Origin of the sequence: Cryobacterium sp. 10I1, from assembly GCF_035019805.1 — a bacterium.
GTDB lineage: Bacteria > Actinomycetota > Actinomycetes > Actinomycetales > Microbacteriaceae > Cryobacterium > Cryobacterium glucosi.
This window is the reverse complement of record NZ_JASJVF010000098.1, coordinates 1-11,106: the sequence shown is the minus strand read 5'-3', so window position 1 is coordinate 11,106 and position 11,106 is coordinate 1. Positions and strand designations below refer to the sequence as shown.

At 69.1% G+C, this 11,106-nt stretch carries 10 protein-coding genes; 7 read left to right on the top strand and 3 right to left on the bottom strand.

Features of this window, described 5'->3' with window-relative positions; translation table 11 throughout:
- Nucleotides 1–775, top strand: a 775-nt coding sequence (locus QN345_RS10230; RefSeq protein ID WP_323508620.1) for an acyl-CoA dehydrogenase family protein, incomplete at its 5' end; no start/stop codon positions are given.
- Between the two features lie 140 nt (nt 776–915).
- Nucleotides 916–1,680: a GntR family transcriptional regulator gene (locus QN345_RS10225; RefSeq protein ID WP_134446701.1), complete on the top strand. Its 765-nt coding sequence runs from the start codon at nt 916–918 to the stop codon at nt 1,678–1,680.
- On the opposite strand, the gene QN345_RS10220 is transcribed toward QN345_RS10225, so the two are convergent.
- Nucleotides 1,599–2,531 carry an ABC transporter ATP-binding protein gene (locus QN345_RS10220; RefSeq protein WP_166787285.1) on the bottom strand — a complete coding sequence of 311 codons (933 nt, stop codon included), beginning with the start codon at nt 2,529–2,531 and terminating at the stop codon, nt 1,599–1,601. The two genes, QN345_RS10225 and QN345_RS10220, sit on opposite strands and share 82 nt — an antisense overlap.
- Nucleotides 2,532–2,701: 170 nt before the next feature.
- On the opposite strand from QN345_RS10220, the gene QN345_RS10215 reads away from it, so the two are divergent.
- Genes QN345_RS10215 through QN345_RS10205 form a run of 3 tightly spaced genes read left to right on the top strand, consistent with a single transcriptional unit; the run spans nt 2,702 to nt 6,182 of the window.
- Nucleotides 2,702–4,417 carry a circularly permuted type 2 ATP-grasp protein gene (locus QN345_RS10215; protein ID WP_322188542.1) on the top strand — a complete coding sequence of 572 codons (1,716 nt, stop codon included), beginning with the start codon at nt 2,702–2,704 and terminating at the stop codon, nt 4,415–4,417.
- Nucleotides 4,411–5,340: an alpha-E domain-containing protein gene (locus tag QN345_RS10210; protein ID WP_134446707.1), complete on the top strand. Its 930-nt coding sequence runs from the start codon at nt 4,411–4,413 to the stop codon at nt 5,338–5,340. The genes QN345_RS10215 and QN345_RS10210 overlap by 7 nt, the downstream gene beginning before the upstream one ends.
- A complete protein-coding gene (locus QN345_RS10205; protein WP_134446709.1) occupies nt 5,337–6,182 on the top strand; it encodes a transglutaminase family protein in 846 nt (281 codons plus the stop codon). Before QN345_RS10210 ends, QN345_RS10205 begins: the two co-directional genes overlap by 4 nt.
- Here QN345_RS10205 and QN345_RS10200 read toward each other — a convergent pair.
- Nucleotides 6,122–7,342: an MFS transporter gene (locus QN345_RS10200; RefSeq protein WP_134446710.1), complete on the bottom strand. Its 1,221-nt coding sequence runs from the start codon at nt 7,340–7,342 to the stop codon at nt 6,122–6,124. The two genes, QN345_RS10205 and QN345_RS10200, sit on opposite strands and share 61 nt — an antisense overlap.
- A gap of 151 nt (nt 7,343–7,493) precedes the next feature.
- Here QN345_RS10200 and QN345_RS10195 point away from each other — a divergent pair, with 151 nt between their 5' ends.
- Entirely contained in the window at nt 7,494–7,952 is a 459-nt protein-coding gene (locus QN345_RS10195) for a MarR family winged helix-turn-helix transcriptional regulator (protein ID WP_134446712.1), read from the top strand.
- 129 nt (nt 7,953–8,081) lie between these two features.
- Here QN345_RS10195 and QN345_RS10190 read toward each other — a convergent pair whose 3' ends face one another.
- Nucleotides 8,082–9,572, bottom strand: a complete 1,491-nt coding sequence (locus QN345_RS10190) for a helix-turn-helix transcriptional regulator (RefSeq protein ID WP_134446713.1) — start codon at nt 9,570–9,572, stop codon at nt 8,082–8,084.
- A gap of 141 nt (nt 9,573–9,713) precedes the next feature.
- Here QN345_RS10190 and aceA point away from each other — a divergent pair, with 141 nt between their 5' ends.
- Nucleotides 9,714–11,045, top strand: coding sequence for an isocitrate lyase (gene aceA / locus QN345_RS10185; protein ID WP_134558065.1), 1,332 nt, complete (start codon nt 9,714–9,716; stop codon nt 11,043–11,045).
- Nucleotides 11,046–11,106 lie beyond the last annotated feature (61 nt).

The window sequence follows — 11,106 nt, the reverse complement described above, 5'->3', positions numbered from 1 at the left end:
GGATCCTGCTGGTGTTGTCGACGAGCGGGATCATCCCGCGCATCGCCATCCGACCGTCGCAGATGCAGGCGAGGGCGACGACTGGGTGCTCACGGGCACGAAGCGCTGGATCGGCCTCGCGAGTGTCGCCGACGTCGCAGTGGTGTGGGCGCAGACGGATGCCGGGGTGCGCGGATTCCTCGTTCCCACCGGGACGGCGGGGTTCACCGCGACACCGATCGCTGGCAAGCTCTCGATGCGCGCGTCCATCCAGTGCGATGTCACCCTCGACGGGGTGCGCCTGCCCGCCGATGCCGTCCTCCCCGGCGCCACGGGGCTCTCCGGCCCGTTCAGTTGCCTGAACGAGGCGAGATTCGGCATCGTCTGGGGCGCGATGGGGGCCGCCAGGAGCTGCCTCGACGCTGCGATCGCCCGGTCGCGCAGTCGTGAGGTGTTCGGCCGCCCGATCGGGGCCATGCAGCTCACCCAGGCCAAACTTGCCGACATGCTCGTCGAGTACGAGAAGGGCGTCCTCCTCGCCCTGCACCTCGGGCGGCTGAAGGAACGCGGCACCCTCTCCCCGGCCCAGATCAGCGTCGGCAAGCTCAACAGCGTGCGCGAGGCCATCCGGATCGCCGGCCTCGCCCGGTCGATCCTCGGCGGCGACGGGGTGACGAACGAATTCCCGGTGATGCGTCACCTCGCCAACCTCGAGTCCGTCCGCACCTACGAGGGCACGGACGAGATCCACCAGCTCGTGATCGGTCGCGCTCTCACGGGGATGCCGGCGTTCTGACCCGGCCAGGGCACCGGCGGGTCGTTTCCGGACGTACCCCCACTTCGCGGCGGGCGGGCCCGCCCGGCCCTTCGCGCCGTCGTCGCCGGAACGCCGTGTGTCATAGTTGAAACACGCGTACGTGGCGACAAGGACATCGGGTGGAAATAGTGTCGGTAACAGGCGGACAGGCCGCATTCGCTTACCTGCGCGGACGCATCCTCTCCGGTGAGATCCCGGGTAACGCCACCCTGCGCGAGCAGGCGCTCGCCGAGGAACTCGGCGTCAGCCGCACCCCGATCCGCGAAGCTCTGCGGAGGCTCGACGAGACCGGCCTCGTCGAGTTCGTGCCGAACAAGGGCGCGACGGTCATCGCCTGGACGACCGAGCAGATGCGCGAGACCTACTACTTGCGGGCCATGCTCGAGAGCCGCGCGGCAGGCCTCGCCGCGGTGCGGATCTCCGACGGCGACCTCGACCGTCTCGCCGAACTGATCACCCTGATGGACGACGTCGTGCTCGCGAAGGACGACGCCGGGATCTCCCGGCTCGGCGAACTCAACGCCGAGTTCCACCGCATCATCGTCACCGCCGCCGCGAACGCCCAGCTCACCCGCCTGACCGTCTCCGTCGGCCGGGTGCCACTGATGGCAAAGGCCTTCCGGCGCGACAGCGGATCTTTCCGCGCGGTGAGCAATCACCATCACCGCGACATCCTGGCCGCCCTCCGCTCGCACGACGCGCTCTGGGCCTCGACGTCCATGCGGTCGCACATCCTGGCCGCACGCAATTCGGTGCAGAGCTGGGACCAGGGCGACGCTTCCGCCGTCACGCCTGGCGCCGCTCAGCCCGCTGACGCCAATCCGCTTGACGCGGAGGCGATCGACGCGGCCGACCTGGCCGACCTGGCCGACTTCACGCCGTAGCGCGCATTCCGGATCTCGGCCACAGACCCCTGCAGGGCGATCCGGCCGTCCTCGACCACCGCGACCCGGTCACAGGTCTCCGCCACGATCTCGAAATCGGTCGATGCGACGAGGAGCGCGAACTCCTTCGCGTGCCAGAGGTCGCGCAGCAGGGTAGCGTGCGCGGCCCGGGCGTCCGGCTCCAGGCCCGCACCGGGGGAGACCGCGATGACGAGGGCCGGGTCGCCGGAGAGGACGGCGGCCAGGACCACCCGGTGGAGGACGACGGGGTCGAGGTCCTGCGGATACTGCCGGGCCCTGGCGGCCGGATCGACGACACCGACCAGGTCGAGCAGGTCGACGATGTGCCGCTTCGCGACGTCCGGGGTGACGCCGATGCGTTTTCGGAGGGCGCCGGCGAGCTGGTTCCTCACCGACCGGGTGCGGTCGAAACTGCTGAGCGGGTCGGCGGGCAGGTAACCGATCACGGTGCCGAGCAGGCGTGCCGCCGGGCTGCGACCGGGTCCGACCAGTTCCACGCCCTCCACGAGGATCGAGCCCGCCGCGATCGCGGCGCCCTCCGGGAGTTCTCCCGCGATCGCGAGCGCCACCGAGATCGCGCCGGCGGCCACGGTTCCGACAAGGCCCAGGGACTCGCCGTGGGAGACCGACAGGGTGATCGCATCCACCGGGGCAAGTGTCGTTGTCGCCGACGAGACGCCGAGCCCGCGCACGTCGAGCACGGAACTCGCCCGGAAGGCGTGCGAAGGCACGGGATCCTCGTCCGGGTGATCGGCGGCGGCCGGGGCAGTGGCCGGTTTCCCGGCTCCGGTCGCCGCGACGGCGAGCTCGGGATCGGGGAAAGGGGTCACGGCCGGGCCAATCATTACGTCTCCCAGTGCTGTATGCAATCTTGACCACATCTTCCGCTAAATTCGCGAGAATGTCGAATCAGCTCCCCGAAATTTCGTCACTTTGCATACACGAATAACGGCCGGTGTGGCGAAACAATCCCGCAACATGAGGCGACTACGCTCCGACCATGGTTGACCTGTTCACCGGCTACGGTGCCACTACGAAGAGTCGGAAACGGACGGGGTCAGCGAGCGCCTGGGACGAGATGTTCCCGGATCCGTCCTCGCTCACTCCGACGGAAACGCGTGCAGCGTACAAGGACGTCTACGGCGCCCTGGCCAGAATGACCCAGGAGGAGCTGCGGGGCCGCACGGCGGCGCTCGCGAGTTCCTACCTCGCCCAGGGCGTCACGTTCGACTTCGCCGGGGAAGAGCGTCCGTTCCCGCTCGACGCCGTTCCTCGGGTGATCGAGCAACCGGAGTGGGTCACCGTCGAGGCCGGCATCAAGCAGCGCGTGCTCGCCCTCGAGGCGTTCCTCGCCGATATCTACGGGCCCCAGGCCGCCGTGCACGACGGCGTCATCCCGGCGAGCCTGATCAGTTCGTCGAACCATTTCCACCGGCAGGCCGCCGGCATCGTCTCGGCAAACAACGTGCGCATCCAGGTCTCCGGCATCGACCTGATCCGCGATGAAAAGGGCGCGTGGCGGGTACTCGAGGACAACGTCCGGGTGCCCAGCGGCGTGAGCTATGTCATCTCCAACCGTCGGGTGATGGCGCAGACGCTCCCCGAACTCTTCGTCTCGATGCGGGTGCGCCCGGTCGGCGACTACCCGAACAAGCTGCTCCAGGCGCTCAGGGCATCCGCCCCCGCCGGGGTCGACGACCCCAATGTCGTCGTGCTCACGCCGGGCGTCTTCAACTCCGCATACTTCGAGCACACCCTGCTCGCCCGGCTTATGGGCGTCGAGCTCGTCGAGGGCCGCGACCTGTTCTGCTCGGGCGGGCGCGTCTGGATGCGCACGACCGCGGGCCCCACCCGGGTCGACGTGATCTACCGCCGGGTCGACGACGAGTTCCTCGACCCGCTCCAGTTCCGCGCGGACTCCCAGCTCGGGTCGCCCGGCATGCTGATGGCGGCCAGGCTCGGGAACGTCACGATCGCCAACGCAGTCGGGAACGGTGTTGCAGACGACAAGCTCGTCTACACCTACCTGCCCGATCTCATCCGCTACTACCTCGGCGAAGACGCGATCATCCCGAACGTCGACACCTGGCGGCTCGAGGATCCCCTCGCGCTCGAAGAGGTGCTCGACCGGCTCGACGAGCTCGTGGTCAAGCCCGTCGACGGGTCGGGGGGCAAGGGCCTCGTGGTAGGGCCCGCCGCGTCGAAGGCGGAGCTCGCGACACTGCGGAAGCAGCTGCTGCGGGACCCGCGCGGCTGGATCGCGCAACCCGTCGTGCAGCTCTCGACCATCCCGACCCTCGTCGAGGACGGCATGAGGCCGCGCCACGCCGACCTGCGCCCCTTCGCCGTGAACGACGGAACGGATGTCTGGGTGCTGCCGGGCGGGCTGACCCGCGTCGCGCTCCCCGAGGGTGAGCTCGTTGTCAACTCGAGCCAGGGCGGCGGGTCGAAGGACACCTGGGTGATCGGGCTCGAACCCGATTTCTACCACGAGTCCTCCGCGCGCAACATCCAGGGCCTCGTGGCCGACCAGGCCGCGAACACCCAGGCGACGGCCGCGGGCACGCACCCCGTCGACCACTCGCCGCAGGACAAACCGCTGGGCAACAGCGACCAGCAGGAGCAACAACAGCAGCAGCAGCAGGGGAGGCAACCGGTGTCCGCAGGGGCGCCGGCGGCATCGAAGTCATCGGCGCAGGAGGACCGGGAATGTTGAGTCGCATTGCAGAAAGCCTGTTCTGGATCGGACGGTACATCGAGCGCAGCGACGGCACCGCCCGCATCCTCGACGTGCACCTCCAGCTTCTGCTCGAGGATCCCTGGATCGAGGAGAACCTCGCCTGCCGGTCGCTCCTCCAGCTGATGGGCAGCCCCGTCCCCGATGAGGGAGAGCTGACCCGCAAGGACGTTCTCGCCACCCTCGCCATGGACCGCACGCATCCGGCTTCGATCGCGTACTCGATCACCTCCGCACGCGAGAACGCCCGTCGTGCGCGGGAGATCGTGCCGACCGAACTCTGGGAGTGCCTCAACACGACGAGCGCGCGGATGCCCCGCAAGGTCGCGAGTGAGAAGACCCACGACTACTTCGCGTGGGTGCGGGAACGCGCCGCGCTCGCCGTCGGGATCGTCGAGGCCGGTGCGAGCCGGGACGACGCCTGGCATTTCTTCACCCTCGGGCGCAGCCTCGAGCAGGCCGACATGACGGCACGCCTCCTCGCGACCCGGTCGCTGACCGAGGCGAGCGGGCCGTCCTGGACGACGATCCTGCGTTCCTGCGGCGCGTACGAGTCCTACCTGCGCACCTACCGCGGAGTGCCTTCTGCCCGGAACGCCGCTGAATACCTGCTGATGGACCGGTTGTTCCCCCGGTCCATCGTCTTCTCCGTTTCGCGCGCCGAACAGTGCCTCCGCGACCTCGAGCCGCGCACAGACCGGGCCGGCGTCACCGGCCAGGCCCAGCGGGTGCTCGGCCAGATCCGCAGCCAACTGGAGTACCGACCGATCATGGACATCCTGAACGACCTGCCGCTGCAGATGATGCGCGTCCAGGACGCGACGAGCACCGCTTCCGAAGCCATCGGCAACCGGTACTTCCCCAAGGGGAACGTTCCGACCTGGACAGGGGAAGCCTCGTGAACCGCCTCCGGATCCGGCACACGACCGGGTACCGCTACAAGGGCGAAGTCGCCGCGTCATACAACGAGGCGCGGATGCTGCCGGTCAGTTCGGTCGACCAGTTCGTGCTGTTCTCGAACCTCGAGATCAGCCCGGCGGCGGGCAACCACTACTACGCCGACTACTGGGGCACCCGGGTCTCCTCGTTCGAGGTGCTGACGCCGCATTCCGAGCTGATCCTCACCGCCAACAGCCTCGTCGAAGTCCGGCCGCGCGAGCACGAGACCCACGAACACAGCTGGGTCGACCTCGCCGCGGACGCCCTGCGCACCTCGACGCTCTTCGAACACTCCCGGCAGACGCGCCTGACGAAACCGCCGATGGACGTTGAGGCGCTCGCCGCCGAGATCGCCGCGCGCCACACGAGCTCCTGCTCGGCCGCCTACGAGATCTGTGCCGCGATCGGCGACCAGATGCAGTACGTCCAGGGTGTCACGGGCGTGCACTCGACCGCCGAAGAGGCCTGGAACGACCGGCGCGGGGTCTGCCAGGACATCACGCACATCGCCCTCGGAGCCCTGCGCTCGGTCGGGATCCCGGCCCGGTACGTCTCCGGCTACCTGCACCCGAAGCCGAACGCCGAGGTCGGCGAGACCGTCACGGGCGAATCCCACGCCTGGGTCGAGTGGTTCTGCGGCGAGTGGCGCGGATTCGACCCGACGAACCTCATCGAGATCGGTGACCGGCACGTCTCCGTCGGCCGCGGCCGTGACTACAACGACGTGCCGCCGCTCCGCGGCGTCTACGCAGGCTCAGCGGGCTCCCAGCTCTTCGTCACGGTCGAGATCACCCGCGAGGCCTGATCGGCCGGGCGGGAACGGCGGGCGCGGGCTGCGGCGACCAGCATGACGGCGAGACCGGCCACGGTGACGACCGCGCCGGCCCAGATCGGCGAGGTGTAGCCGAGGCCCGCGCTGATCGTGAGACCGCCGAGCAGGGCGCCGAGCGCGTTGCCGAGGTTGAAAGCGGCGATGTTCGCGCCGGAGGCGAGCGTGGGCGCCTCGCTCGCGTAGCTCATCACCCGCATCTGCAGGCCGGGGACGGTTGCGAAACCGAACCCGCCGAGGAGGACGAGCGAGGCGATCGTCGCGCCCTGGCTGCCCGCGGTCAGCGCGAAGGCGACGAGGACGACGGCGAGCGCCGCCAGGACGACGATGAGGGTCCGGTCGACGGAACGGTCGGCCGCCTTGCCGCCGAGGACGTTGCCGACGAACAGGCCGACCCCGAAGAGGACGAGTAGCCAGGGCACGCTCGCGGCGGCGAAGCCGCTGACCTCGGTGAGGGTGAAGGCGATGTAGGTGAACGCGCCGAACATGCCCCCGTAGCCGAGCACGGTCACGGCGATCGAGAGCCAGACCTGGCTCGAGCGGAAGGCCCTGAGCTCGCCGCGGAGACCGCCGGCGCCGGCCGTGGCGTGCGCGGTCGCGGGCACGAGCGTCGCGATGCCGACCAGGGCGAGCACGCCGATCGCGGTGATCGCCCAGAAGGTCGCCCGCCAGCCGAGGTTCTGGCCGAGGAGGGTTCCGAACGGCACGCCGAGCACGTTCGCGACGGTGAGGCCCGTGAACATGATCGCGATGGCACCCGCCTTCTTCGTCGGGGCGACCATGTCGGCGGCGAGCACCGAGCCGATGCCGAAGAACGCACCGTGGCAGAGGGCGGCGACGATGCGGCCGAGCATCATGACCGGGTAGGTCGGTGCGAGCGCCGAGATCAGGTTGCCGAGGATGAAAAGCCCCATCAGCGCGATGAGCACGTGCTTGCGTGGCAGCCGGGTGACGGCAGCGGTGAGGCCGAGTGCTCCGATGACCACGCTCAGGGCGTAGCCGGAGATGAGCCAGCCGGCCGCCGCCTCGCTCACGCCGAAATCGGAGGCGAGGTCCGGCAGGAGGCCCATGATGACGAACTCGGTGAGTCCGATGCCGAACCCTCCGAGGGCGAGGGCGAAAAGACCAATGGGCATGCGGGAGACTCCTTGGGGGGCGGAAAACTGTACTTACGCGGTCATACTGCGTACGCTGTTAGTTGCAGGCGCGTCATTAATACTTGCACACGCTAGATAAACGCGCAAGCAACTAGTTTGTCGACGAGGTCGACGGAAATCGGAGTGGACCATGGGCATCGAAGACGACGCCGTCGAGATCCGCGCCCAGGGCTGGCGCACGCTCGCCGCGCTGCACGGCCTCATCGAGGCGGCCCTCGAGCGCGCGCTCCAGGGCGGTGCCGAGCTCTCCGTGATCGAGTTCACGGTGCTCGACGCGCTCAGTCGCCAGCACGGCTGGCACATGCGGATGCAGCAGCTCGCCGGCGCGACCGCGCTCAGCAGCAGCGCAACGACCCGGCTCGTCAACCGGCTCGAGGATCGCGGCCTGCTCACCCGCATCCTCTGCGCCGACGACCGCCGCGGAATCTACACCGAGCTCACCGCGACCGGCCAGGCCCTGCTCGCGGATGTCCGCCCCCTCTACGACGACACACTCGCGACAGCCCTCGCCGAGGCCGAGGCAAAACCCGAACTGGCCCCGCTCGTCGAGGCCCTGCACCGCGTCCCCGACACCGTCCCCGTGGCATAGCTCCTGCAGATTCCGGAAGACCGGATGCCCGACCCCGGAATTCCAAGGAACGTCCGGGCCGGGGTGGAGATCTGCAGGACGATCGGCACCCGCTTCGGTGTGCAGCGGCATCCGCTCAGGGGGTGGGACTCAGAGGCTGGGGGAGTGGGATTCCAGGAACTGGTAGACCTCGGTCTGGTCGACGCCGGGGAAGGTGCCGGTCGGGAGGGCGGCGAGCAGGCTCGTCGGGGTACGCGCGGCCGGCCAGGCCTGGCCCGCCCAGCGCTCGGCGAGTTCGTCGGGGGCGCTGCGGCAGCAGCTCTCGTCCGGGCAACGGGAGACGGCCCGGTTGTTCGTCTCGCGGCCGAGGAACCACTTCGTCTCCGAGAACGGCACGCCGACGCTCACCGAGTACTCACCCTCCTTCGCCTTCGCGATGCGGGAGGTGCACCAGAAGGTGCCGGACGGGGTGTCGGTGTACTGGTACCAGGGGCTGAACCGGTCGGCGACGTCGAAGACCGTGCGGGCGGTCCAGCTGCGGCAGACCGTCGTCCCTTCGACGGCGCCGAGGGCGTCGCTCGGGAACCGCACTGAGTCGTTCTCGTATGCCTTGATGATCGTGCCGGACTCGTGCACCTTCATGAAGTGCACCGGGATGCCGAGCCGGGCCGTCGCGAGGTTCGTGAACCGGTGCGCGGCCGTCTCGTAGGACACCGCGAAGGCGTCGCGGAGATCCTCCATCGAGATGTTGCGCTGCGCCTTGGCCTCGGTCAGAAGTTTCACGGCGTCGTCCTCCGGCAGCAGGATCGCCGCCGTCAGGTAGTTGGTCTCGACCCGCTGCCGGAGAAATTCCGCATAACTTGTCGGCTCCTCGTGCCCGCAGAGTGCGCTCGCGAAGGCCTGGAGGATCGGCGAGCGAGTGTCCCGGGATGCGCTCTGCTCGATCGGCAGGTAGATACGGCCGTTGCGCTTGTCGGTGACCGATCGCGTCGAGTGCGGCAGGTCCGCGACGTAGTGCAGGGAATAGCCGAGGTGCGCGGCCATGTCGGCGACGACCCGCTGCGGCACCGGCCCGCCCCGGTGGCCGACCGCGCCCAGCAGCCCGGCCGCCTGGGCCTCGAGCTCGGGGAAATAGTTGTCCCGCGCGCGCATGATGCCGCGCAGTTCGGCGTTGGCCCGCCGCGCCTCCTCCGGCGTCGCCGCCCGCTCCCGGTGCAGGCGCTCGATCTCGTGGTGCAGGGTGAGGATCGTCTGCAGCGCCTCATCGCTCGTTGACCGGCCAATCCGGATGTGCGGCAGCCCGAGGGCGGTGAAGACCGGCCCCCGCTGGGCCCGTTCCACGGCGATCTCGAGGGCGGCACGCTCCGAGGGCGCCTCCGTCTTGAGCAGCTCGTCGACGGTCGTGCCGAGCGCGGTCGCGATCGTGCGCAGCATCGACAGGCGCGGCTCGCGTTTGCCGTTCTCGATCATCGACACCTGCGACGGCGCCCGCCCGACGGCGGCGGCGAGGGTGTCGAGGGTCATCCTGCGGGAACCCCGCAGTTCACGGATGCGCCGGCCGAGAGTCAGGGCGTCGATCCCGTGCTCGTCGGGTTCCGGCTGGGACAGGGCGGTGCGCAGGGAGGGATCGGCGGTGATCATCGCACCATGTTCACACGGTGCAGAACTTCACGCAAGCAGAAGAACTTCATTTCTTCTGTCATTCCAGGAGGGGTTCGGGTCGCTCAACCACCGCAGAGTAGGTGTCACAGGCAAGCAATGACGCAAACCCAAGGAGACAGCATGACCGAGAACGCAGCCCGCCCCGGCGACCAGACCCAGACCGCCGCCGAACTCGCCCTCGAGTGGGCGGCCGACGCACGCTGGAACGGTATCCGCCGCGACTACACCGCGGAGGATGTCATCAGCCTTCGCGGCTCTGTCCGCGAGGACCGCACTCTCGCCCGCCGCGGCGCCGAGAACCTCTGGAAACTCATCCACCAGAACGGCACGGCGGAGAACCCCGAGTGGGTGCGCGCCCTCGGCGCCCTCACCGGCAACCAGGCCGTGCAGCAGGTGCGCGCCGGCCTCAAGGCGATCTACCTCTCCGGATGGCAGGTCGCCGCCGACGCCAACCTCTCCGGCCAGACCTACCCCGACCAGTCGCTCTACCCCGCGAACTCCGTCCCCTCGGTCGTGCGCCGCATCAACAACGCGCTGCTCCGCGCCGACCAGATCGAGTCGAGCGAAGCAGCCGCGAACGGCGGAACCGGCACCGGCATCGACTGGCTCGCGCCGATCGTCGCCGACGCCGAGGCCGGCTTCGGCGGCCCGCTCAACGCCTACGAGCTCATGCAGTCGATGATCGAGGCCGGAGCGGCCGGCGTGCACTGGGAAGACCAGCTCGCGAGCGAGAAGAAGTGCGGCCACATGGGCGGCAAGGTCCTCGTCCCGACCGGCCAGCACATCCGCACCCTGAACGCCGCCCGTCTCGCAGCGGATGTCGCCGGCGTGCCGACGATCATCATCGCGCGCACCGACTCCCTCGCCGCCACGCTCATCACGAGCGACATCGACGAGCGCGACCAGGAGTTCCTCACCGGCGGGCGCACCGCGGAGGGCTTCTACGACACCCAGAACGGCATCGACGTCGTCATCGCCCGCGGTCTCGCATACGCGCCGTACGCCGACCTGCTCTGGGTCGAGAGCTCGGAGCCCGACCTCGAGCTCGCGCAGCGCTTCGCCGCCGAGATCCACGCGCAGTTCCCCGGCAAGAAGCTCGCATACAACTGCTCGCCCTCGTTCAACTGGAAGTCGCACCTCGACGATGCCCAGATCGAGGCGTTCCAGCGCGAGCTCGCGAAGGCAGGCTACGCCTTCCAGTTCATCACCCTCGCCGGCTTCCACGCCCTCAACCACTCGATGTTCACCCTGGCCAAGGACTACTCCGAACGCCAGATGAGCGCATACGTCGAACTCCAGGAGGCCGAATTCGCCTCCGAGGCAGACGGCTACACCGCCACCCGCCACCAGCGGGAGGTCGGCACCGGCTACTTCGACAAGATCGCCACCGCGCTCAACCCCAACAGCGCGACGCTCGCCCTCGTCGGTTCCACAGAGGCCGAGCAGTTCTAACCCGATTTACGCCCTGACCCGTCTCACCCCGAGCGGATGCGGCCACCCGGCCGGCCGCATC